This is a genomic window from Gemmatimonadaceae bacterium (assembly GCA_020851035.1).
In the GTDB taxonomy this organism is placed as follows: Bacteria; Gemmatimonadota; Gemmatimonadetes; order Gemmatimonadales; family Gemmatimonadaceae; genus JACMLX01.
In genome coordinates this window covers 14,802-37,953 of sequence record JADZDM010000031.1, presented here as the reverse complement: position 1 = coordinate 37,953, position 23,152 = coordinate 14,802, and the positions used below count along the sequence as shown (strand labels likewise).

Genomic DNA, 23,152 nt, shown 5'->3' with positions numbered 1-23,152 from the left:
GTTGCTGCACGAGGCGGTGGCCGCGTTCCGGGTGGACGGTGACGGGGCGCAGCGAATGTCCCGAGTGGGGATCGAACCCACGACCTACGGATTAAAAGTCCGCTGCTCTACCAGCTGAGCTATCGGGACGCACTGCCGGGAATCTAGCGCCCCGGGACCGGCCGTCGCTGCCGACGCCGCACCCCCAGGCCACGGAATTCCCTCACGACCAGTGCGCCCAGCCGGTGACCCGGTACTGGATCCATGCCAGCGTCTCGTAGGTGAGGCGCCGCATCACCAGCAGCCGCTCGGCCGGTGCGCGCGCGGGCCAGCCGGAGGGGCGCCACGGCGCCACCACGCAGGTCACGGCAAGGCCCAGGGTCTCCACCGTGGCGCAGGCCCGGCGCGAGTGCATCGGCGAGGTGACCACCGCCACACGCCGCCAGCGGGCCTGGAATGCGCGGCGCGTCAGGCGCACGGCCTCGTCCCGCGTCGAGGCCACTGAGTCGATCCACTCCACCGGGCCGCTGGCAGGGACGAGTGCGATCAGCGCCCGCTGATCAGCCGCCGACGCGGCAGCGGTGCTGCGCTCGTCCGCCCGCACGTTGCTGACGACCAGCGGCAGCGCCGGCCGGCGCGCCCGCAACGCGATGCCGGTGAGCAGACGGTCGAGCGCCTCGCCCATCACCAGCCCGCGTGAGTTCACGGTGCCCGAGAAGACGAAGACGGCATCCACCGAATCGAGGTTCACACGGTCACTGCGCACGAACGGTGCGGCCAGCTGCGGCACGACGGGTGTCCAGGCGGCGACGGCGACGAGCACCGCCACGATCGCCAGGACCACGTACAACCACCGCAGCGCCCAGCGCCCCAGCAGCAGGCCGAGCACCAGCACCACGGGAATCGTGGCCGGCCGTGCAACGCCGAGGGCTTCCGGTATCCCGATCAGCCACGCCGCGGCAAGGATGAGCAGCGCCACGAGTGCCCCCTGCGAGGGCAGTTCGGCGGATTGTCGGAAGCGTGCGATCGGGGCCATGGCGCAAATGTAGATGCGCGGGCCTGCAGATCACGACGGTCAGTCGGCGGGCAGCATCACCCACAGTGCCGGACGGCCCACGTTGCAGTGCACCGCCCGCGAGAGGCCGCCGATGCCGGCCCACCCGAGAAAGAGCATCATCCGCGTGGCGTGCCAGGCACCGCCGCCGCCCGGGACCGCGGCCGTTGCGGCATCACCCGCGGCCAGCGCGCGCAGTCGTGCGCCACGCGACGGCACCGGATGGAACACGGACTCCACGCGCGGGTCGCGCTCGTCCTCGTCGTCCTGCCACCGGTCGAGCTGCGTGAGGGTGGCCGCCACGGTGTCGGCACCATCCTGGGGCGCCGCCGCGCGATCGGCAGTGAACACCGCGGGCCGCGACAGCGTGGGAAGGACGAGCACACCGACGAACATCCAGAGCGTGAACCACGCCATCACGGTGACGAAGCCCGGTGCGGTCACGAGGTCGGCGCGCGGCATCGCGGTCGCGAGCGCGAAGCCGATGGTGTTCCACGCCATCGCCACCAGCACCCCACGCCGACGCAACCCGAGGGTGCGGACGGCCACCCGTCGGCGGAGTGCCGCCTGCAGGTGCGCCGGCGCAAGCTGTTCGACCCACTGCTGCGGCACCCATAGCCGCTGTGCCGCTGCCCCCGACCACGCGCCGCTGAACGCCGGGTCGTCGCAGTCGATCTCGCGCACGCCGGCGGTGCCGATACCGACGGCGTCGGCGGCGGCCGCGAGCGCCGGCGACACCGGCGCGACACGCAGCCCGCCCACCAGCCACGCCACCACCGCCTGCCGGCTGAGCAGCACGAGCTGCAGCAGCACGAACACCAGCAACGCGCCGGTCTTCCCGAACTGCTGCCCGCTGCGCAGCAGCAGCGCCGCCGCCAGCGCGTACCATGCCCACTGCACGGTCACCCCGCGCAGCCACGCCGCCACCCACCGCAACACGCCCGGTCGCCGGCGCACGACCACCAGCCCGCCGAGCAGGTCGAGCGGCAGCAGCAGTGCCGCATGCAGCATCCACACCAGCGCGATGGCGGCGAGTGCGGTGGTGAACTGCCGGTCGGCGTCGGGCGGGATCAGGCGGTGTGGCAGGTCGAGCAGCACGGCGGCGGCAGCGACCAGCACGGTGATGCCGACCCCGCTGATGCCCAGCCAGAGCCGCTGTCGTGCGTACGTCATGCGGTGAGGTGCGTGTGGGATGCCATGGGGAAACCTACCTGCGGCCGCGTCGATCGCGGGCAGCGGAGACTCGTCACGTCAGTGCGAGCGTCAACGGTGCCTGCGGCGGTGTGTCACGCACGGTGGCAAGCACGCGACCAGCGAGTGCGATCCCGCTCAGCAATGCCCCCTCGATGCGGGGACCGCCGCACCAGTCGCCGGCGGCACCCAGCGCGAGCCCGGCGTCGAAGAGGGCACCATCGGGCACCACGGGATCGGGGAGCGCGTAGCGCCAGCGGTGCGCGATGTGGTGCACCGGCACGATGGGCGCCCCGATGACGGCGGCGAACGCCTCCGTCATCACCTGCGAGACACTGTCGCCCGCGTCCTCGAGATGTGCGGCTGACCAGGCACGCGTGGCGTGCAGTACCCACGTCTCGTGTGCCTCCCGGCCAGGCTTGCCGGCGTTGCGGCTGGCCCACGACAGGACCGGGTCATCGTTCAGGAACGCCCCCTCCCACGCCACGTCGGGCCGCGACTCGAGCACGAGCATGGTGGCCCAGGTGGCATGGAGCGTCGCCTCGCGCGTGCGCGCCGCGAGTGACGGCGCGACCGGGGCCAGCAGGTCGTGCGCCTGTGGCGCGGGCACGCAGGTGAGCACGACGTCGAAGGTGCCGAGGTCCGCGCCGGTGTCGTCCACGAGACGCCACTGCCGTCCCTCGCGCTGGATATGCGCCACGCGGGTCTGGTACTGTACGATGAGGTCCGCGGCGAGATGACGGCCGAGGGCACTCATCCCTGGCACACCGACCCAGCGGCGCACGCGTGTGCCGGCGTCGCGCCAGGCGCCGGCCTCGCGCACGGCGAGCGCGCCGGTCCACGGGGCCACGATGCCGCGCTGCTGCCAGCTGTGCAGGGATGGCGCGAGACGCGCGTCACGCACGGTGAAGTATTGCGCACCGTGATCGAACTGCCACACCCCGTCACGTCGTGTGGCCGCGCGGCCGCCGGCACCCCGCGACTTCTCGAACACCGTCACGTCGAGGGTGTGGTCGGCGAGCGTGCGTGCACACATCAGCCCCGCGAGTCCGGCGCCGATGATGGCAACGGACCGGGGTGACGAGCCCACGGGCCGCCGCACCGCCTTCTCGTACCGGTCCACGCTCACGCGCTCGGCCTGCGCCGCGGTGGTCCGGCTGCGCACCGCGCCGAGGACGGCGCTCTCCGGCGTGAACGGCCGGTCGAACTGGCCAAGGCACCAGAGCAGGCCGCCGTACGACGCGGGGTCGCGGCCGTCCAGCGCGTAGCGGTGATTGAGGTCGATGGACAGCGCGAGCGCGCGCGCGGCATCGGGGGTCCAGTGCGGGAAGGCCTTGCCCCACGTCATCCGCACGTTGTTGTGGATCTCGCCATGCGCCAGCAGCGCACGCTGCATCAAGTCCCAGAACCGGTCGCCGGTGCGGCCGCGTGCCAGCCGTTCCCAGTCGAGCAGCGTGCGCGGATCACCCTCGTGGCGCTGCAGCGTCTCGCGCGCCCAGGCCGGGAGCGCGTGAACCGAGGCGTGGTCGGGGCGATGGTGGCAGAAAGTGTAGGCCAGCTCGCGCCAGGTGAGCAGCTCGTCGAGCCACTTGGCGGCGCCGTCGCCGGCGCGGCCCATCGCCTCGCGGGCGAGCGTGAAGGGCGAGACCATGCCGTAGTGCAGGTACGGCGACATGCGGCTCACGCCGTCGTCGCGGGTGGGCTCGTTGCGGGCGCGATCGTAGCGATCGAGCCGCCCCGATTCCACGAACGCCGACCAGCGCGCGTAGCCCGCGCGCGTGCCGCCGGGTGTGTGCGGCACCGGGCCGACACCGTGATCGATGCGGCAGGTGGCGACGAGCGCCGGGATGTCGGCGGTCGCGAGGTCCACCGGCTCGAACGGCAGCGCCGGCACGAACGCCGGTGCGTAGTGCGCCACGTCGATCCACGGCTGCGCGAGCCGCTCGCGGCGCAGGCGTGCCGTGGCATCCCGGTAGGCGAACGCGCGATCCCAGGCACGGTCGGTGAGCGTGACGGGCACCGTGCAGGCGGTGTCGACCTGCCACACCGGCGCCTCGATCGCCGCTTGGAGCGCGGCCGTCCACTGGCGGAGCGGCGCCACCGGCATCAGCTCCGTGACGACGACTGCAGCGCGGCGTGCGAGCGTCATGAGGTGGGGACCGCGATGTCCGTCCCGCTCGAGGTGAAACGCGGTGCCGATGCCGCGCGCAGCCAGGTCAGCCGAGAGGTCGCGCGCGCCCTCGAGGATGAAGGTGTGATGCCGGTCGCTGGCGTACGGGTAGCGTTCGGAGAGCGCGTGGTAGACGAAGAGCGGGCGATGGAGCGCAGCGGCCAGGGCGACGGCGGCATCGAGGGCCGGATTCTCGTGGGCGCGGACCGCAGTGCGCAGCCAGTAGAGCACGTACTCGCCGCCAGCGGCCACGGGACGGTCCTGCGCACAGGCAACGCGCTCGGCGAGGTGCGGGGGGAGCAGGGTGTCGGGAGCGGGCACGGCGGGTGGTGGAGGGGGACGGCACGCTGACCGATGGGGCGTGAATCGCCGGCGGGCCGACTTCGTTTCCGCCGGGCGCTAGATTACGGGGTGTAGACCGGATGCACACACCAGGCGAGCCACCGACATGCCGATCTCCATCCGACCGCTGACGCCCGAAGAGTGCCGCGCCCTGCTGGCGTCGCACCGCGTGGGGCGGCTGGCGTACGCGTACAAGCAGCGCGTGGACATCGAGCCACTGCACTACGTGGCCGACGGCGACTGGCTCTACATGCGCACCGGGCACGGCACGAAGGTGGCGATGCTCGAGCACCAGCCGTGGGTGGCGCTGGAGGTCGACGAGGTGAACGGGATGTTCGACTGGCGGAGCGTGGTGGTGCATGGCAGCGTGCAGCTCCTCGATCCCACCGACGGTGCCGAGGGGCGCGCGCGCTGGGAGCATGCCGTCGAGACGTTCCGGCGCATCGTACCGGACAGCTTCGGGCCTTCGGACCCCACACCGCTGCGCCACGTGATGCTCCGCGTGCACATGTCGCACGTCGAGGGGCGGGCCGCGACGTCGAGCGCGCGCTGAGCGCCTGAGCGCGCCGCTGTCGGGCGAACACGGACGGCCGGCCGCCGTGGTGGCGCGCCGGAGCGCGTGGAGTGCTCATCCATTCATCGCCTCAAACATTTCACGCCCCCCGGTGTAACCCGGAGGGTCGGCGCCGCGTAGGTGCAATCGATGCCACCCCGAAACGCCTTCGTTACGCCGGAATCCGCAGGTGGAGGGTTAGTCTTCTGCGCATGAATGGCTCGCTGATCACGCGGCTCCTTCGCCGCGACCTGCTCTGGTACTACCGGCTGCGCCTCAGCCCGGACATCCCCGCCTTCTGGCGGCGGTTCTGGCTGGGCATGACGCATGTCGGTGGTGCACGGGTGACGATCGCGGCCTGCGTGATCGGCATGTGCGTGCCCCGGACGCGGTATGCCGGCGCGCACACGGCGGTGGCGCTGCTGGTGGCGTTCCTGGTGTCGCAGATCATGAAGCGCAGCGTGAGCCGCGCCCGCCCCGCGGACACGGCCCGTGGCAGCACGATGATCCCGGCACCGGACCGGTTCAGCTTCCCGTCGGGCCACTCCGCGGCGGCGATGGCCGTGGCGGCGATGTATGCACTCACCTACCCGTCGCTCGGCATCTGGCTGCTGCCGATCGCCCTCATGGTGGGCTACAGCCGGGTGGCACTCGGCGTGCACTACCCGCTGGATGTGATCGCGGGCCAGGCGATCGCGCTGCTGACGGCGGGGCTGCTGCGCCTCTGGTAGCGCGCGGCGCGGTCAGCGCTGCAGTGCGCCGTGGACGATGCGCGCGATGTCGGCGATGAGCACACGCGCCTGCGCCTGGCTCTCGATGCCGCTGGTGAGCACGACCAGCACGTAGGGGGCACCGTCACCCGCCTGATAGACGATGGCGGCATCGTGCTCCACGCGCGTGATGTCGCCCGTCTTGTGGGCGATGCGCGTGCCGGCGGGCAGCCCGGTGGGGATGGCGGTGTTGTAGGCCTGCGCAAACAGCACCTCGCGCATCCAGGCGCAGGCCGCCGGCGAGGCGGCGCGATCGGTGGCGATGGCCGCGAGGATCGTGGCGAGATCGGCCGCGGTGGTGACGTTGTTCAGGCCGGCGCGGAAGGCCGGTGTGTCCTCCACGCCGCGGCGCACGAGCATCCGGGTCGCGCCCAGCGCGCGCATTGCCGCCGTGACCGAGTCGGCGGCGACGACGGTGAGCAGGGTGTTGGTGGCGAGGTTGCTGGAGTGCGTGATCATGCGCGTGGCGAGCCAGCGGAGACTCACGCGCTCCCCGACGCGGGCGTAGACGCTGTCGTCGGAGTCGTCGGTTCGGGCGAGGGTGTAGGGTGACCCGTCGACGATCGACGCGAACCGGTTGCCGAGCGGGATGGCGCCGTCGAGCTGCAGCAGGCCGCGATCGGCGCGCTGCGCGAGCGTGATCATCACGGGCACCTTCATGGTGCTGGCCGCGTGGACGAGCGAGTCGGCGCGCAGCAGGAGCCGCGGGCCGCGACCGTCCAGGCGCCAGGCGGCGAGGCGGACGACGGCACCGGGTGTGGCCGCGGCCCGCGCCTCGATGGCCGGGATCGGGTCCGCCGGCGGAGGGGCAGGGCTGGCGCCGCGGGGCGGGTTGGTCGCGCAGCCGGTGGCGAGTGTGATGGCCAGCCCGCAGGCGGCGGCGTGGAGCGAGATGGTCCGGATCGGGAGCATGGTGCGACGAGGCTATGCCCGCGCCGGGTGGCAGGCAACCGTGGGGCCGTCGCGGTGCCCAACCCGTGGGGCGGCGTGACCGAGCGACCGGACGGTCAGTCGCAGCTGGACGGAGCCGGGCGCGCTCGGTTCCGCGCCTCGCTCGGGACTGCTAGACTCGACAGCTTCGACCCGTTCCGTCCACCACTGCCACACCGTCCGTGATGCGATTCCGCCCACCGCTCGCGATCCTGCTGCTCTGCACTGCTTGTGCCTCGCGCCATCCGGCACCGGTGGTTGCCCCCGAGCCGACGGTCGCGGCGGCGGCACCGGTGCCGGTGATGCCCGGACCACCCGCAGCGGCGGACACCGCCCGGCGCGTCGACACGACGGCCACACCGGTGGTCTCCGATTCCGAGGTGGTGCAGCGGGCCGCGGCAATCTTCGAGGCGGCCCCCGTGGCCGCCGCGCCGGCTGCCGCAGCGGGCCCCATGGCGCCCGATGCACGGGCGACGTGGGACATCGACGTCCGCAGCTACGAGACGCACCAGATGGTGGCGCAGTACGTCGGCATCTTCACGGGACGCGGCCGTCCGTACATGGAGCGGAGCATGAGCCGCGGCACGCGCTACGACGCGATGCTGCGCCGGAAGTTCCGCGAGGCTGGGCTGCCCGAGGACATGACGTACCTCGCGCTGATCGAGAGCAGCTACCTGCCGCACGCCTATTCGCGCGCGGCGGCGGTGGGGATGTGGCAGTTCATGGCGCCGACGGCGCGCGGGATCGGAATGCGGGTGGACTGGTGGGTGGATGAGCGCCGCGACCCGATGCGTGCGACGGAGGGTGCGATCGACTTCCTGACCGACCTGCACGATGCGTACGGGAGCTGGTACCTGGCGGCGGCGGCGTACAACGGCGGCCCGGGGCGCGTGTCGCGCGGATTGCGGCGGTTCTCGGACGAGCTGGACGGGTCGGAGGGTGAGGACCGGTTCTTCGCGCTGGCGGAGCAGAAGTACCTGCCGTCGGAGACGAAGGCGTACGTGCCGAAGCTGATCGCGGCGGCGATGGTGGCGAAGGAGCCGGCGCGCTACGGCTTGCGGGTGGATACGATGCCGGCGTTCGCGTACGACTCGGTGATGGTGGCGGGCGGGGTGTCGCTGGCGGCGGTGGCGAAGGCGAGTGGCTCGTCGATCGACGAGATCCGCGACCTGAACCCGCACTTCCTGCGTGGTGTCACGCCGCCGGGTGAGGCCACCGAGGTGCGGGTGCCGGTGGGTCGGAGTGCCGGTTTCGCGACGGCGTTCGCCGCGCTGCCGGAATCGGAGCGGGCCGGGTGGCGCGAGGTGCGCGTGGCCAGCCTGCAGTCGGCGCAATCGATCGCCGACGAGGCGGGGGTGCCGGTGCGCGCCTTGCGCTGGGTGAACCCGAAGCTGGCGCTCGACCGGCGTGGCCGGGTGCGGGCCGGGACGCTGCTGCGTGTGCCGACGCCGCTGACGGTGGCCGGAGCGCGGGACGTGCCGGATCCGTCGATCGCCCGCTTCGGCAGCAGCCGGGCCAGTCCGGCGGTGTCGCTGGTCTCGCAGCGGGTGCGGGTGCGACGTGGGGAGAGCCTGACGAGCGTGGCCCGTCGGAGCGGCGTCTCGGTGGCGACGCTGCGCGCGATGAATGGCATCCGGGGGAACCGCCTGCGCGCCGGGCAGGTGCTGGTGGTCCGGCGGCCATCGAAGAAGGCGGTGGCTGCGGCGCGGCGTGCGGCCGTCACGCGGAGTGCGCGGGCGGGGAGCTCGGAGCGCCGGTGCACGAACCGGGTGGTGAAGGTTCGCGGGAAGCGTCGCACGGTGCGGAGCTGCACGGCGGCGCCGAGCCCGGCGAGCCCGGCGAGGTCGGCTCGGGCGGCGACCGGCGGTGCCAAGGCCCGGCGCGGTGCGGCCGCGGCGACCCGTCCGGCGCGCAAGGCGAGGTCGGCCCAGCCGTCCCGGAGCCAGCGGTCTGCCAGAAAGGCGGCACCGCGCTCCACCCGCCGGCCGGCCGCGACGCCGAAGAAGGGGCGCGCCCGGCAGCGCTGAAAGGTTGGGCGCGGCGCGCGCGGGGTCGGGGAGGGTGGTCTTGGCGCGCGGATCGACCGGGTGCTCCCGGCGGCACCGCACTCGCCCGCTTGGACGGAGTCCGGACCGTGCTGGGCGCAGACGGGATTCAACGGACATGGCGGTCCGGAATGGCGGCTGTCGTCCGGGCAGAATGCGAGAAGGGGCGCACCACGCGATGGTGCGCCCCTTCCTCGTGCTGCGGGGCAGTGGGCCCCGTTCAGGTCAGTCGTTGGCGCGGGACGCCGAGACGCTCCGGATGCGTGCGGCGCCCTTGTAGCCGCGCATGACCTTGGTGTCGTAGCCGTTGGACGGATCGAGGCCGAGTGAGAGCTCGGTCTCGACCGCAAGGCCACCGCGGTTGTAGGTGAGGAGGGCGAGCTTGACGTTGCCGCGGCGCTCGTCGATGAGGTCGCGCAGGTAGTGGAAGCCGATGCGCAGGTTGGTCTCGCGCTCGTAGAGCTTGGCCTTGGTGATGTTGCGGTCGTAGTAGCGAGCGGTGGGGAGCATGACCTGGGTCAGGCCGGCGGCGCCGACGTGGCTGGTGGCGTGCTCCTTGAACTGGCTCTCGACGTTGACGACGCGGAAGGCGAGTTCGGGATCGAGTCCGGCTTCGACGGCGGCATCGTGGATGGCGCGGGCGAGTTCGGTGTCGACCATCCAGCGATGGGCGAGGGTGTAGATCTTGTTCCAGCGCTGCAGGCGCTGGGTGGCCTTCCGGGCGGTCGTGGCGGCGTGCAGGCGGTCAGCCAGCGAGGCCACGCGGGCGGTGGAGCTGGAGGCGGCGACGGGGGTCGCCGCTTCGGCGCGGGCATCGAGCACCACGGGCCGGCGGGCGGCCATGCCGACGGAGACGAGTGCGCCTCCGGCGATGATCCAGCGGCGGAACCGGCGGCGCAGCCGCTCGTTGTCTCCGCGGTGAACGTAGGTACCTCTCAGGTCGTGCATGTCGAGCAACCTCGCGTCAGGGGCGCGCCACACCGGCTCGCCGGGTGCGTCCCCGGCCGTCCGGCGCGTCAGCGCCAGTGGCGCGAAACACTCCGCCGGCAGCCCGGCGGAACGCATCGCATATCAAGAGAAGACGCTGGCAGGCCGCCTCATGGCTCGCCGGCATCCTCCGGTGGCGAACGGCGCCAGGATCCAGAGCGCCCTCCGTCCTTCGACTCCACCCGGATATCGAGCAGGACCATGTCCCGATCGACGGCCTTGGCCATGTCGTACACCGTCAGCAGTGCGACGGACACGGCGGTCAACGCTTCCATCTCGACTCCCGTCGGTCCCGTGGTCCGCACTTGTGCGGAGACACGACAGCCGGGAAGAGCCTCATCCATCTGAAAGGCAATATCCACACCACGCAGGGCGAGTGGATGGCAGAGGGGAATCAGGTCAGCGGTCCGCTTGGCGGCCTGGATTCCGGCAACTCTTGCCACGGTCAGCACGTCCCCCTTCGGAAGCGCTTGCCGCTGGATGAGGTCAAATGTAGCGGGTGCCATCCGGATCGCTCCAGTTGCCACGGCCACCCGGTGGGTGTCGGGCTTGACCGAGACGTCAACCATCCGGGCGTTCCCCTGGCTGTCAATATGGCTGAGTTCGCCCGGGGTCATCCGCGGATCCCGGCGCGGTCGAGCTGCCGGAGCAGTTCGGCGGTGATGAGGGCGGGGTTGACGTTGTGTGCGGCGCGGTCGCGGGCGGTCTCGATGGCATCCTGCGCCCTGGCGAGACCGGCCGAACCCGGTGAACCGGACTCGACGGCTGGGCGAAGCCGGTCATGGAGGGTGGTTTCGAGGGCGTCGAGGGCGTCGGAGAATCCGCCGCGGGCGCCGGCGGCCTTTTCGGTGAGGATGGCGGCGAAGCGGTCGGCGGCGTCGCCGCGGAGCGCCTTGAGCCAGTGGCCGGCGTGTGCGGCTGCGGCCTCGTGCGACGCCCCGCCGAGCAGGGCGCCGGGGGCGCCGGCGGCGCGGGTGATCGCGGCGTCGTCGGTGCGGCCGATGGCGCCGGCGGTCTCGGGGAGGACGGACCAGGCGCGCATGTCGGCGGGGGGGAGCGGCGCGACGCGCACCGACACCACGCGGGAGCGGATGGTGGGGAGGAGGGCTCCAGCCTCGCTGGAGGTGAGGATGATGGTGGTGTCGGGGAGGGGTTCCTCGAGGAGCTTGAGGAGGGCGTTCGCGGCCTGGTCGGCGCCCTCCTGCGCGATCATGCGGTCGGCATCGCCGAGGATCATCACCTTGCGGGTGGCCATGGCGGGGGCGCTGACGGCGGTGCGCACGAGGGAGCGGATCATCTCGAGGAAGATTGCGTCGCTGCCGCTGGAGGGTCCCCAGCGGCCTCCGGCGGCGGCCCGGTCTCGCATGGCCCCGCGCATGTACGAGATCACTTCGTCGGCTGAGGAGTCGGCGATGTCGGCTCTCGGGACGGGGAAGAACCAGTACAGGTCGGGGTGGGTGAGGTCGGCGGCGTATCGGCAGGCCTGACAGGAGCAGCATGGGGGGGCTGCGCCGGCACAGAGCAGGGCCTGCGCGAGCCAGAGGGCGAGGCGCTGCTTGCCGACGCCCCTCCGTCCGTGGAGGAGGAGGGATCCGGGCATGGTGCGTCTGGCGATGGCGTCACTGAATCGCTGGCGCAGCGCATCGTGTCCCACGAGCGGTGAGAGAGGCATGCGGGAAAGGTGTGGATGGGCTGGCGCGGGGGACAGGTCGCGCCGGTCTGTTCGGGCGCATGCCGGCGCAGAACACTGCGGCGCCGGGTCACGCCGGCGCCGCGGGGGGCGCTCAGTGCGGGAGCAGGCGGGCGTATGCGTCGAGCACGGCGTCGCGGGCGGCCTCTGGCGTTGGGCCGACTGCCGAAAGGTGGCCCATCTTGCGGCCCGGCTTGGCGAGCTTCTTCCCGTAGAGGTGGAGCCGGACGCCGGCGACCTCGAGGGCGGAGGTCCAGTGTGGCTGTTCGCCGTGCGGTTCCCAGAGGTCGCCGAGGAGGTTGACGATGGCGCCTGCGGAGAGGAGGGCCGTGCTGCCGAGCGGGAGGCCGCAGACGGCGCGGACCTGCTGCTCGAACTGGCTGGTGATGCAGGCCCGCTCGGTGGCGTGGAAGGTGTTGTGCGGTCGTGGGGCGAGTTCGTTGACGAGCAGCGCGTCGTCGCCGGTGACGAAGAGTTCGACGGCGAGGAGCCCGACGATGCCCAGTTCTTCCGCGATGGCCGACGCCAGGGTGATTGCCGCGGCGGTGGTGACATCGCTGACCGGGGCGGGGGTCATGGCCCAGGTGAGGACGCCGTTGTCGTGGTGGTTCCACGAGACCGGGAAGGTGCGCACCTCGCCGGTGCTGCTGCGGGCGACCATCACCGACAGTTCGCCGGCCAGCTCGATCCACTGTTCGACGACGACGGTGGCCTGGCGGGTGAGGGCGCCGGCGGCATCGAGGTCGTGCGCGGAGCGGATGCGCGCCTGTCCGCGTCCGTCGTAGCCGCCGGCGGTGGTCTTGGCGATGCTGCGCCCGAGGGTCTCGAAGGCGTCGGCGACGTCGCCCGCGGTGTGGGCGATGCGGAACGGTGCGACGGGGAAGCCGTTGTCCAGGAGCCACTGCTTCTGGCGCCCGCGATCCTGGATGATGTGGATCGGTGCGGCGGCCGGGTGCACGGGGGCGTGCACGCTGGCGGCGGTGATGCTGGCGGTGGCGACCTGTTCGATGTCGAGGGTGAGGACGTCGCAGGTGCGCGCGAAGGCGGCGGCGGCGTCTGCGTCGTCGTAGCGGGCGGTGACGACGTGTGAGGCGACGGGGGCGGCGGGGCAGTCGGGATCGGGGTCGAGCACGTGCACGCCGTAGCCCATGGATCGAGCGGCGAGTGCCGCCATGCGTGCGAGCTGCCCGCCGCCGAGGAACCCGATCGTGGCGCCGGGCAGGATGGTGGTCATGCGGTGGTGCGCGGGTCGGGATGGTCGAGCACGTCCTGGGTGCGGGCGGCGCGCCAGGTGGCGAGTGCGTCGTGCAGGCCGGGGTCGGTGGTGGCGAGGATCTGCATGGCGAGCAGGGCGGCGTTGGCGGCGCCGGGCTTGCCGATGGCGACGGTGGCCACGGGGATGCCCCTGGGCATCTGCACGATGGAGAGGAGGGCGTCGATGCCGGCGAGCGCGGTGGCGGCGACGGGCACTCCGATGATGGGCACGAGGGTCTTGGCGGCGAGCATCCCGGGGAGGTGCGCGGCGCCGCCGGCGGCGGCGATGATCACGCGCAGTCCGCGGCCATGCGCGGACTCGGCGTAGCCGAACATCTGGTCGGGCGTGCGGTGCGCCGAGACGACGCGGACCTCATGCGGGACGCCGAACTGTTCGAGGAGTTCGACGGCGGGCGCGAGCACGGGGAAGTCGCTGGCGCTGCCCATCACGACGCCGACGAGCGGCGCAGGTCTGTCGGTAGGAGTCGTCACGAGGCAAATATGGCGTGGCCGGTGCCGGTCTGCGCCGTCCGGGCACCGCATGCTGTCGATGGTGTATCCGCGATGATAAGTTAGTTCTAATCAATGACGCCTCAACTGGAGTGTCGTGGTGGAGACGTTTCTGAGTGTGCTGACGGGGATCGGGGTGGCGGCGGCGTGCGGGTTCCGGGTGTTCGTGCCGCTGCTGGCGCTGGGCCTGGCTGGGCGTGCCGGGGTGATTCCGCTGAACGACAGCTTCGTGATGCTCTCCACGCTGCCGGCGCTGGTGGCGCTGGGGACGGCGGCGGTGCTGGAGGTGGTGGCGTACTACGTGCCGTGGCTGGACAACGCGCTGGATGTGGCGGCGGCGCCGGCCGCGGTGGTGGCCGGTGTGCTGGCGAGCGCGGCCGCGATCACGGATCTTCCACCGGTGCTGGCGTGGGGCATCGCGCTGATCGGCGGCGGCGGTGCGGCGGGGCTGCTGCATGGGGCCACGTCGTTGCTGCGGCTGAAGAGCACGGCGGTGACGGGTGGGGCGGCGAACCCGGTGGTGTCGACGGGTGAGCTGGTGGGATCGATCGTGACGGCCGCGCTGGCGTTGCTGGTGCCGGTGGTGTGTGCGATCGGGCTGGTGCTGGTGCTGGGCTGGATGGTACGTCAACGGATGTCCAAACCACACACACGAAAGGCGGTGACATGACTCGTACAGTTCTTCGTTCGATGGCGCTGGTGACGGTGGCTGCCGGGACGGTGATGGCGCAGGAGCCGGCGAAGAAGCCACCCTATGAGTTCGTGGCGGATTTCTCGCTGGCGGCGAGCCAGGGGAACCAGGAAGTGAACACGGTGTCGCTGGGCCAGCGGTACAGCTATGCGTTCCCGACGTGGAAGTTCTCGCAGACGGCGTCGGCGGTGCGTGGCACGGCCAACGGTGTGCGGAACGCGGAGCTCTACCAGGCCGGCGCGCGTGGCGACTACAACCTGACCAAGAAGTTGACGGCGTACGTGGCGACGACCGGCCTGCGGAACACGCCGGCGGGCCTGAACAGCCAGTTCAACGAGAGCTTCGGCCTCGGCTACAAGTTCGTCGACACCGACATCGACAAGCTGCAGATGTCGCTCGGCCTCGGCGGCCTGCAGCGCTCGTTCGTGGGGACGAACCCGAGCACGAGCGACTTCGTGGGCAACGTGGACGGGATGTACCGGCACATGTTCTCGAAGGTGAGCTACTTCGAGCAGGTGGCGGGCTTCACGCCGAACTTCTCGACCACCGATGCCTGGCAGCTGACCACCAAGTCGTCGCTGGTGGCGCCGCTGTCGGCGCGGATCGGCATCAAGGTGGGCTACCTGGTGAACTACAACAACGCGCCGCCGCTGAAGCCGGCGTCGACGCAGCGGTTCAAGAAGTTCGACGGGTTGCTGACGACGGGCGTGCAGTTCACGTACTGACGTCGCGCGCGTGGGTGGTGGACGGAGGCCGGCCGCGGACATGCGGCCGGCCTTCGTCGTTGCTCAGGGCAGCGGCGGGCGCGGGGTGGGCTGCCAGAGCGGCGTGAACGACGTGGAGGATGCCTCGTAGTGGCGCACCACGCCGGGCGCGCGCCACTTCGCGAGCTGGATGATCTGGCCGGTGTGCACGGCGACGTGCGTAGTGAGGCGGAACATCGCGCCGAAGATGGTGGTGTCCGACCCCTGGATCCGGCGCGGCTCGTCGAACCGGTCGGCGGGAATGCCGGCCAGCACGCGCTCGATCTCGATCAATGTGTCGCGGAACCGCGCCACCAGCGCCTCCTTGCCGGGCCCCGCGCGGGCCGCGAACTCGGCGTCACGGTCGCGCACGTCCGGGTCGCCGCGCACGCCGGACAGGATCCACTGCCGCGCATTGCCCTCGAGGTGCAGCAGCAGGTTCGCGATGCTGTTCGACGACTCGGCCGGGCGCCACCACGTGTCGGCGTCGCTGAGCGGGGCGAGGGAGAGGGTGATCTTCGGCAGGAACTCGTCGAGCAGGATGGTGCAGGCGGCGTCGGTGAAGCGGTCCATGGCGTGGAGTCCCGGGTGCGGCGGCGGTGGCGGCGGTCAGTGTCCGAGGCCGGCGACGGCCTCGCGGCGTCGGTCCTCGTCGAACGCGTTCTCGCTGCGGGAGATGACGAGTGTCGCGACGCCGTTGCCGATCAGGTTCGTGATGGCACGCGCCTCGGACATGAAGCGGTCGACGCCGAGCAGCAGGGCGATGCTCTCGACGGGGATGACCTTCATCGCGCTGAGGGTGCTGGCGAGGACGATGAACCCCGACCCGGTGACTCCTGCGGCGCCCTTGGACGTCACCATCAGCACGAGCAGGATGCTGAGCTGCTCGGCGATCCCGAGCTCGATGCGGTTCACCTGGGCGAGGAAGATGGTGGCCATCGCAAGGTAGATCGACGTGCCGTCGAGGTTGAACGAGTAGCCGGCCGGGATCACGAGGCCCACCACCGTCCGGTCGCAGCCGAACCGTTCCATCTTCACCAGCATCCGCGGCAGCGCGGCCTCGCTGGAGCTGGTGCCGAGGACGAGCAGGATCTCCTCACGGATGTAGCGGAGGAACTCGAGGAGGCGGAAGCCGTAGAGCCGGCAGATCGCGCCGAGCACGACGAAGATGAACACCGCCATGGTGAGGTAGACGTCGAGCATGAGGCGGCCGAGCGGGAGCAGCGTGCCGATGCCGAAGGAGCCGACGGTGAAGGCCATGGCCCCGAAGGCGCCGATGGGGGCCACCGTCATGACCAGCGCGACGATCTTGAAGAACACGTGCGAGAGCCGGTCGAGCACGTCCACCAGCGGCTTGGCGGTGCTGCCGAGCGAGGTGAGCGCGACGCCGAAGATCACGGCGAAGAAGACGATCTGCAGGATCTCGCCCTTGGCGAAGGCGTCGACCACGCTGCCGGGGACGATGTTGGCGACGAAGTCGGCGAACTTCATGCTCTCACCGGCCTTCGCGTACTGCGAGATGTCGCCCTTCGCGAGGCGGGAGACATCGACGCCGTCGCCGGGGCGGGTGACGTTGACGATGACGAGCCCGATGGCGAGCGCGAAGGTGCTGACGATCTCGAAGTAGAGGAAGGCCTTGCCGCCGACCTTCCCGACCTTCTTCAGGTCCACCATGTTGGCGATGCCGAGCACGATGGTGAGGAAGATGATCGGGCCGATGACCATCTTGACTAGCTTCACGAACGTGTCGCCGACGGGCTTGAGGGCCTTGCCGAGGTCGGGGGCGAGCGCGCCGAGCAGGACGCCGAGTGCGATCGCGGTGAGCACCTGCACGGTGAGATTCGAGGCGAGGCGCTTCATGCGGCACTGGAACGGGGGACGTGCATGACCTGGGCGGATGGCACCGGCGCGAATATAAGGACGGGCGGGGATGGCTGACCTGCCGCAGCTGGCCGGCGTGATGGTGGCGTCGCTCCTTGGCGGTGCCGCGAACTCGGTGGCGGGCGGCGGCACGCTGCTGACCTTCCCGGCGCTGGTGGGCCTCGGCGTGCCGATGGTGGCGGCGAATGCGACGTCGACGGTGGCGCTGTGGCCCGGGAGCCTGAGCTCCATGCTGGGCTACCGGGACGCGCTGCGCGGTGTGGGCACCTGGGCGCGCGTGCTGGTGGTCCCGAGCCTGCTGGGCGGCGCGCTGGGTGCATGGCTGCTGACCCGCACCAGCGATGCGCAATTCAAGGCGCTGGTGCCGTGGCTGGTGCTCGGGGCGACACTGCTCTTCCTGTCGCAGAAGCGCGTGGGACACTGGCTGCGCGCGCGGATCGGGGCCACGGCGCCGGAGCTCCTGTCGCCCGATGCTCTGCCTGCCCCGCCCGGGCGCTGGGCGATGGCGGTGCAGTTCGCGGTCGCGATCTACGGCGGCTACTTCGGGGCCGGCGCCGGCATCGTGATGCTGGCCGCGTTCGGGCTGCTCGGCCTGACGAACGTGCACCAGATGAACGGGCTGAAGAACATCATGGCGCTGCTCTTCAACTTCGTGGCGATCGTGACGTTCGCGGCCTCGGGGCTGGTGCAGTGGCCGATCGCGGCGGTGATGGCGGTGGGGAGCATCGCCGGCGGCCACGTCGCGGCACGGGTCGCGCAGCGGATGAACCAGGACGTGATGCGGCAACTGATCGGCCTGATCGGGATCGCGAGTGCCGTCTGGCTCTTCGTCTCCAGCCGCTGAATTCCACAGCCGCCAGCATCGTCAAGGGCAACCGCCTTGACGCAAAGACGCAAAGCGGCGCGAAGGACGCAAAGAACATCGGCTCGCTGCGCGGGGCCATGCCGTGCCCGCATGAGGAAGAAGAGCAGTGATGAGAACTGCGGTTGCGGTTGCAGTTCCCGGAGCCCTCTCGATGCCTCGGGCCACGCCTGCCATCGCTGGCCACGAGGATCTTCTTGCGTCCTTTGCGCCCTTGCGTCAAGGCTGTTGCCCTTGACGACGGTGGCGAAGCACGGATGTCAGGGCGGGGTGTCGTTGGACTGGGGCAGGCGGCCGGTCTGGGCGAAGGTCATCACGCCGGCCCAGTAGGCGGCGTCGGGGCGGAGGTGGCCGTCCTCGTGGGTGTAGCCGACGAGGCGCACGAAGGCCTTGGGCTCGTTGGCGGCGTTGAAGACGCGGCGAGGCATGGCGAGGGGGAAGAGCTGGTCCTTGTCGCTGTGCACCACCAGCAGCGGGGCATGGACCTCGGCGATGTTCTCGACCGAGTTCCAGAGGTCGGGCAGGATGGCCGACGCCCATCCCGGGATGCTGCCGAAGGCCACGGCCGCCTCGCGGGCGGAGGAGTACGAGGCGACCAGTGCGAGCCCCTGCGCCTCGGGCACCAGCGTCGGGAACTCCTTCACCAGGAACCCGGAACCGAGGGAGTAGCCGAGGGCGATGCGGCGCTCGGCGAAGGGGAACTGGATCGCCGCGTCGCGCCAGGCCTGGCGCACGTCCTCCTCGATCACCACGGCGTGCCGCTCACCGCCGCTGTTGCCGAAGCCCGAGTAGTCGAACACGTAGCTCGAGATGCCGGCCTTGTAGAGCAGCGCCTGCACGTCGGCCCAGTACGACACCGACTCGGCCGAGCCGTGGAAGATCACGATGACCGGGGCGCGGTCACTGAACTTGGTCATCACGCCATCGAGGTGGTACGTCCCGCGCGGCACGTTCACGCGGGTGAAGGGCACGCCGAAGGTGAGCGGCGTCTCCGGCCCGACGGGGCGCGAGACGAGGCTGTTCGACTCCACCAGGCGGAAGGCCACCGAGCGCGCGAGGAACGGCAGCGCGACGAGGATGGCCGCCGGCACCAGCAGCCAGCGCCAGCGACGCAGCTGGGCGAGCAGGTCCTGGATCACGGCCGGAAGGCCGGACGCATCGCCGGCCGCCGAATCACGGTGGCGGGACAGCGCCGGGCATGCGGGAGGCTGGCAATGAGACGGGGCATCGAGCGGGACGGGAGACACGCAGCCGCATGGCAGGGCCATCATCGGCACCGTGAATCTGTGGCATCACGTGCGACAGTGACAACTGCCAGCGGCGCTGATGCGCCACCACGTGGTCGCTTGAGTGGGTGTGGTCAGCCGGATATGCTGCCCACACCGGCGCGATGTGCGCGGTGTGGCACGGACTCTCTCGAGGTTGCTCAGACGATGCAGCTTGGCATGGTGGGACTGGGGCGCATGGGCGCGAACATGACCACGCGGTTGCTCCGCGGCGGCCACCAGCTGGCGGTCTTCGACCACAGTCCGGCGGCGGTGACTGCCGCGGCCGCGGACGGCGCAACCGGCACGGCGTCGCTGGCGGAACTCGTGGAGCGGCTGGAGGCACCCCGGGTGGTGTGGGTGATGGTCCCGTCCGGCGCGCCGACCGAGGAGACGGTGCGCGCACTCGCCGGGCTGCTGAGCGCCGGTGACACGGTCATCGACGGCGGCAACAGCAACTACAAGGACAGCCAGCGGCGGGCCGCGGAACTGGCCGCCCACGGGCTGGCCTTCGTGGATGTCGGGACGAGCGGCGGCGTGTGGGGGCTGCAGGAGGGATATGCCCTGATGATCGGTGGCGACGAGGCGGCCGTCTCGCGGCTGACACCGGTCTTCGCGACGCTGGCTCCGGCCACCGACCGCGGCTGGGCGCGTGTCGGGCCGTCCGGGGCGGGGCACTTCACGAAGATGGTGCACAACGGGATCGAGTACGGGATGATGCAGGCCTATGCCGAGGGGTTCTCGATCCTCGAGCACAAGGCGGAGATGCAGCTCGACCTGGCGCAGGTGGCGGAGCTCTGGCGCCACGGCAGCGTGGTACGCTCGTGGCTGCTCGACCTGACGGCCCGGGCGCTGGCGGCGAACCCGACGATGGCCGGCATCGCCCCCTGGGTGTCGGATTCCGGCGAGGGGCGCTGGACGGTGGCCGAGGCGATCGACCTCGACGTGCCGGCGCCGGTGATCACGCTGGCGCTGCTGCAGCGCCTGCGCTCCCGTGACACCGACTCCTACGCCGACCGCCTGCTGGCCGCGATGCGCAATCAGTTCGGTGGGCACGCGATCAAGCCGGAGTCCGGCGCGTGAGCGAATGCACCCCGGGACGCGCGCTGTTCGTGGTGTTCGGCGCGTCGGGGGACCTGTCGCGGCGCAAGATCCTCCCGGCGCTGTACCAGCTGCATGCGCAGCAGATGACGAGCGCAGGTTGCGTGATCCTCGGCCTGTCACGGAAGCCGGACTTCGGCGACGCGGCGTTCCAGGCCATCGGCGCGACGGCGATCGGCGCGGCGATCGCGCCACCCGAGGCGGTGACGGCGTGGGCCACGCAGTTCCTGCGCGGCCACTCGATCGGCGAGGGCCGCCCCGCCGACTACGCCACCCTGCGCGATCGCATCGTGGCACTCGAGGCGAGTGACGGGCCGTTCGAAGAGCGCGTGTTCTACGTGGCGCTGCCGCCGGAGAGCTTTCCCGATGCCATCACCGGACTTGGCGAGGCGGGCCTCAATGCTCCGTCGGACATCACGCGCCTCGTGATCGAGAAGCCGTTCGGGCACGACCTCGCCTCCTCGCGGGCGCTGAGCGAGACGGTGCACCGCTACTTCACCGAGGAGCAGGTCTATCGCATCGACCACTACCTCGGGAAGGAGACGGTGCAGAACATGATGGTGTTCCGGTTCGCGAATGCGATGTTCGAGAACCTCTGGAACCGGAACCACATCGAGAGCGTGCAGATCACGGTGTCGGAGGACCTGGGCGTGGAGGGACGCGCCGGCTACTACGAGACGGCTGGCGCCCTGCGCGACATGGTGCAGAGCCACCTGACACAGCTGCTGGCGCTGGTGGCGATGGAGGTCCCGGGATCGATGGAGGCAGCGGCGATCCGTGCCGAGAAGATCAAGGCGCTGCGCGCCATCGCGCCGGTGTCACCGGCCGACGCGGTGCTCGGGCAGTATCACGCCGGCCAGATCGACGGGACCGAGGTGGTGGGCTACCGCGAGGAACCGGGGGTGGCGCCCAACTCGCGCACCGAGACCTTCGCGGCGATCCGGCTGCACATCGAGAACTGGCGCTGGCAGGGGGTGCCGTTCTACCTGCGCACCGGCAAGCGGCTGGGCAAGCGGGTGACGGAGATCGAGGTGAAGTTCCGGCGGGCACCGGTGTGGATGTTCCGGTCGATGCACCAGGAGTCGCTGCACCGCAACACGCTGGTGCTGACGCTGCAGCCGAACGAGGGGTTCAGCCTGTACTTCGACGTGAAGGCGCCGGGCGAGCCGTTCCGTGTGCAGCGGCTGCCGCTGCACTTCGACTATGCCGAGGCGTTCAAGTCGATCCCGGAGGCGTACCAGACGCTGCTGCTGGACGTGCTGCGCGGCGACCAGACGCTCTTCGTGCACGCCGAGGAGGTGGAGGTGGCGTGGACGCTGTTCACGCCGCTGCTCGATGGGGCCGTGGGCGTGCTGCCGTATCCTGCCGGCAGTGACGGCCCGACGGAAGCAGCGAGGTTCTCGTCGCGATGACGGGCCTCGGCGCACGGCGGGAGGTGCTGGTGCTGCCGCCGGAGGACTTCGCGCGTGACACGGCAACGCTCCTCGCCGGGATCATCGCCGGTGTGACGGGAGAGTCCGGGCGGCGCTGCCGGATCGTCCTGGCGGGCGGCCGCACGCCGGCGGTGGTCTACCGGGAGCTGGCGACGCGTGCGGCCGTGCGGTGGGACCTGGTCGAGGCATACATCGGGGATGAACGGTGTGTGCCGCCGGATCATGCCGACAGCAACTTCCGCATGATCGACGAGATGCTGCTGTCGCAGGTGCCGATCCCGCCATGGCAGATCCATCGTCTTCGCGGTGAACGCGGCAGTGCCGCGGCCGCCGCGGAGTACGACGCGCTGCTGGCACCGCTGCCGGAACCGAAGTTCGACCTCGTGTTGTCGGGGGTGGGCGCCGACGGGCACACCAACAGCCTGTTCCCCGGTGACGCGCGCATCACCACCGAGCCGCACTGGGCGATGCCGGCCGTGGCGCCGCCGGCATTCGCGGTGGCCGAGCGCGTGGGTCTGTCGCTGCGGGCGCTCAACTCGACGCGGGCGCAGGTGGTGCTGTGCACCGGCGCGGACAAGCGGGACGTGCGTGCGCGGATCCTGCGTGGCGATCCCGATGCCGCCGAACTGCCGGCGGCGATGCTGTCGGGGACGGCCCGCACGCTCTGGATCGTCGATCCGGGTTGAGCGCTACTCGTCCAGCGCGAGCAGGGCAAAGGTGGCCAGCCAGTGCTCACCCATGTAGTCGCCGGCGACGTGCTCCAGGCTCGCGGCGATGTGCCGTCGCGCGGCATCGAGCACGACGGGCCGGCGCGGATCGTCGGCCGCCATGGTGGCGGCGAGGTGGCGCCAGCACCATGCGCGACTGAGGTTCAGGCCATCGAGGTGCGCGATCTTGCCGTCGGTGCGGTCGCTCACCAGCGCCGGCGTGAACAGCGTGGCGGGCTGCCCGGTGGCGATGCGCGGCAGGAAGCGCACCAGCCACGCCGCGAACGCGCGCGCCGGCAGCACGCGTCGCATGCACTCGGCCTCCATCAGTGCCGGCGAGAGGAACTCGTCTCCCCCCGGCTCCCACGCCTGGCAGCCTTCGTCGGTGCCGTACCAGCGGATCGCCGCATCCCGGAGTGCCGTGGCCAGCACGTCATCGCCGGCCCGCTCGGCATGCGCGAGGCTGAGCGCGATGGCGAAGGCGGTGTTGTAGTGTGTGCCGACGCGGATCGGGTAGGTGGAGCGCGGCAGGAACGCGAGCCAGCGGTCCGTCACGGCGTCCGCCAGTGGGCGCAGGACTGCGGCCCAGCGTTGGCCCTCGCCGGACTCGTGGAGGGAGAGCTCGGCTGCGAGCATGTGCAGCCACGCCCAGCCATACGGTCGCTCGAACGTGGCGCGCTGCGGCGGTGCGAGGTACGCCACCTCACCGGCGATGTGCTCCGGCGTGAGCTGGGTGTCGAAGAGCGCGCGCACCTGCGGCGCAGCGTCGAGGTCCGGCACCGTGCGGAGCAGGCGGGCCAGCAGCCAGTAGGCGTGCACGCAGGAGTGCCAGTCGTAGCTGCCGTAGAACACGGGATGCAGCGCCTGCGGCGAGCGCAGATCATGCGCGCCCGTGAGCACGTGCTCGAGCCGGTTCGGGTACTCGCGCGTGACGTGCGACAGCGCGAGGGCCGCGAACTTCGAGGCGAAGGCCGGAGTCAGCGTGGGCAGCATG

The 23,152-nt window shown here is 71.2% G+C and carries 22 protein-coding genes and 1 tRNA gene; 9 read left to right on the top strand and 14 right to left on the bottom strand.

Going from position 1 to position 23,152, the window contains the following annotated elements; translation table 11 throughout:
- Positions 1-56: 56 nt before the first annotated feature.
- From IT355_19985 to IT355_19970, 4 genes are all read right to left on the bottom strand, one after another.
- Positions 57-129 (bottom strand) — tRNA-Lys (locus tag IT355_19985).
- Positions 130-202: 73 nt separating this feature from the next.
- Positions 203-1,015 carry a YdcF family protein gene (locus IT355_19980; GenBank protein MCC7055562.1) on the bottom strand — a complete coding sequence of 271 codons (813 nt, stop codon included), beginning with the start codon at positions 1,013-1,015 and terminating at the stop codon, positions 203-205.
- A 39-nt stretch (positions 1,016-1,054) separates the two neighbouring features.
- Positions 1,055-2,206, bottom strand: a complete 1,152-nt coding sequence (locus IT355_19975) for a hypothetical protein (GenBank protein ID MCC7055561.1) — start codon at positions 2,204-2,206, stop codon at positions 1,055-1,057.
- 73 nt (positions 2,207-2,279) lie between these two features.
- Positions 2,280-4,715 carry an NAD(P)-binding protein gene (locus tag IT355_19970; protein ID MCC7055560.1) on the bottom strand — a complete coding sequence of 812 codons (2,436 nt, stop codon included), beginning with the start codon at positions 4,713-4,715 and terminating at the stop codon, positions 2,280-2,282.
- A gap of 127 nt (positions 4,716-4,842) precedes the next feature.
- On the opposite strand from IT355_19970, the gene IT355_19965 reads away from it, so the two are divergent.
- Positions 4,843-5,289 carry a pyridoxamine 5'-phosphate oxidase family protein gene (locus IT355_19965; protein MCC7055559.1) on the top strand — a complete coding sequence of 149 codons (447 nt, stop codon included), beginning with the start codon at positions 4,843-4,845 and terminating at the stop codon, positions 5,287-5,289.
- Between the two features lie 212 nt (positions 5,290-5,501).
- Positions 5,502-6,020 (top strand): phosphatase PAP2 family protein, encoded by a 519-nt coding sequence (locus IT355_19960; protein MCC7055558.1) that lies wholly within the window; start codon positions 5,502-5,504, stop codon positions 6,018-6,020.
- A 12-nt stretch (positions 6,021-6,032) separates the two neighbouring features.
- On the opposite strand, the gene IT355_19955 is transcribed toward IT355_19960, so the two are convergent.
- Positions 6,033-6,971 (bottom strand): serine hydrolase, encoded by a 939-nt coding sequence (locus tag IT355_19955; protein MCC7055557.1) that lies wholly within the window; start codon positions 6,969-6,971, stop codon positions 6,033-6,035.
- A gap of 203 nt (positions 6,972-7,174) precedes the next feature.
- Between IT355_19955 and IT355_19950 the strand changes: the two genes are divergently transcribed.
- Positions 7,175-9,016 (top strand): transglycosylase SLT domain-containing protein, encoded by a 1,842-nt coding sequence (locus tag IT355_19950; GenBank protein MCC7055556.1) that lies wholly within the window; start codon positions 7,175-7,177, stop codon positions 9,014-9,016.
- A 243-nt stretch (positions 9,017-9,259) separates the two neighbouring features.
- On the opposite strand, the gene IT355_19945 is transcribed toward IT355_19950, so the two are convergent.
- The 5 genes from IT355_19945 to purE form a co-directional block, all read right to left on the bottom strand.
- Positions 9,260-10,099 carry a lytic transglycosylase domain-containing protein gene (locus IT355_19945; protein MCC7055555.1) on the bottom strand — a complete coding sequence of 280 codons (840 nt, stop codon included), beginning with the start codon at positions 10,097-10,099 and terminating at the stop codon, positions 9,260-9,262.
- A gap of 32 nt (positions 10,100-10,131) precedes the next feature.
- A complete protein-coding gene (moaC, locus tag IT355_19940; GenBank protein ID MCC7055554.1) occupies positions 10,132-10,638 on the bottom strand; it encodes a cyclic pyranopterin monophosphate synthase MoaC in 507 nt (168 codons plus the stop codon).
- Positions 10,635-11,693 (bottom strand): hypothetical protein, encoded by a 1,059-nt coding sequence (locus IT355_19935; protein ID MCC7055553.1) that lies wholly within the window; start codon positions 11,691-11,693, stop codon positions 10,635-10,637. Before IT355_19935 ends, moaC begins: the two co-directional genes overlap by 4 nt.
- A 112-nt stretch (positions 11,694-11,805) precedes the next feature.
- The gene (gene purK / locus IT355_19930) at positions 11,806-12,945 is read right to left on the bottom strand and encodes a 5-(carboxyamino)imidazole ribonucleotide synthase (protein MCC7055552.1); all 1,140 of its coding nucleotides are present in this window, start codon (positions 12,943-12,945) and stop codon (positions 11,806-11,808) included.
- Positions 12,942-13,508: a 5-(carboxyamino)imidazole ribonucleotide mutase gene (gene purE / locus IT355_19925; protein ID MCC7055551.1), complete on the bottom strand. Its 567-nt coding sequence runs from the start codon at positions 13,506-13,508 to the stop codon at positions 12,942-12,944. Before purE ends, purK begins: the two co-directional genes overlap by 4 nt.
- A 67-nt stretch (positions 13,509-13,575) precedes the next feature.
- Here purE and IT355_19920 point away from each other — a divergent pair, with 67 nt between their 5' ends.
- Together IT355_19920 and IT355_19915 are read left to right on the top strand one after the other, a co-directional pair.
- Positions 13,576-14,145, top strand: coding sequence for a DUF4126 domain-containing protein (locus IT355_19920; protein MCC7055550.1), 570 nt, complete (start codon positions 13,576-13,578; stop codon positions 14,143-14,145).
- A complete protein-coding gene (locus IT355_19915) occupies positions 14,142-14,891 on the top strand; it encodes a DUF481 domain-containing protein (protein MCC7055549.1) in 750 nt (249 codons plus the stop codon). Before IT355_19920 ends, IT355_19915 begins: the two co-directional genes overlap by 4 nt.
- A 63-nt stretch (positions 14,892-14,954) precedes the next feature.
- Here IT355_19915 and IT355_19910 read toward each other — a convergent pair whose 3' ends face one another.
- Both IT355_19910 and IT355_19905 read right to left on the bottom strand, forming a co-directional pair.
- Positions 14,955-15,482: a DUF1572 family protein gene (locus tag IT355_19910; GenBank protein ID MCC7055548.1), complete on the bottom strand. Its 528-nt coding sequence runs from the start codon at positions 15,480-15,482 to the stop codon at positions 14,955-14,957.
- A gap of 36 nt (positions 15,483-15,518) precedes the next feature.
- Positions 15,519-16,769: a dicarboxylate/amino acid:cation symporter gene (locus IT355_19905; protein ID MCC7055547.1), complete on the bottom strand. Its 1,251-nt coding sequence runs from the start codon at positions 16,767-16,769 to the stop codon at positions 15,519-15,521.
- Positions 16,770-16,839: 70 nt separating this feature from the next.
- On the opposite strand from IT355_19905, the gene IT355_19900 reads away from it, so the two are divergent.
- On the top strand, positions 16,840-17,634 hold the full coding sequence (locus tag IT355_19900) for a sulfite exporter TauE/SafE family protein (protein MCC7055546.1): 795 nt from the start codon (positions 16,840-16,842) through the stop codon (positions 17,632-17,634).
- 278 nt (positions 17,635-17,912) lie between these two features.
- On the opposite strand, the gene IT355_19895 is transcribed toward IT355_19900, so the two are convergent.
- Positions 17,913-18,791, bottom strand: coding sequence for an alpha/beta hydrolase (locus IT355_19895; GenBank protein ID MCC7055545.1), 879 nt, complete (start codon positions 18,789-18,791; stop codon positions 17,913-17,915).
- 294 nt (positions 18,792-19,085) lie between these two features.
- Here IT355_19895 and gnd point away from each other — a divergent pair, with 294 nt between their 5' ends.
- The 3 genes from gnd to pgl are packed head-to-tail and all read left to right on the top strand — an operon-like array spanning position 19,086 to position 22,137.
- Positions 19,086-20,000: a decarboxylating 6-phosphogluconate dehydrogenase gene (gene gnd / locus IT355_19890; GenBank protein MCC7055544.1), complete on the top strand. Its 915-nt coding sequence runs from the start codon at positions 19,086-19,088 to the stop codon at positions 19,998-20,000.
- Entirely contained in the window at positions 19,997-21,430 is a 1,434-nt protein-coding gene (gene zwf / locus IT355_19885; protein ID MCC7055543.1) for a glucose-6-phosphate dehydrogenase, read from the top strand. Before gnd ends, zwf begins: the two co-directional genes overlap by 4 nt.
- Positions 21,427-22,137, top strand: a complete 711-nt coding sequence (pgl, locus tag IT355_19880) for a 6-phosphogluconolactonase (GenBank protein MCC7055542.1) — start codon at positions 21,427-21,429, stop codon at positions 22,135-22,137. The genes zwf and pgl overlap by 4 nt, the downstream gene beginning before the upstream one ends.
- Positions 22,138-22,140: 3 nt before the next feature.
- Here pgl and IT355_19875 read toward each other — a convergent pair whose 3' ends face one another.
- The gene (locus tag IT355_19875) at positions 22,141-23,151 is read right to left on the bottom strand and encodes a DUF2891 domain-containing protein (GenBank protein ID MCC7055541.1); all 1,011 of its coding nucleotides are present in this window, start codon (positions 23,149-23,151) and stop codon (positions 22,141-22,143) included.
- Position 23,152: the final 1 nt, after the last annotated feature.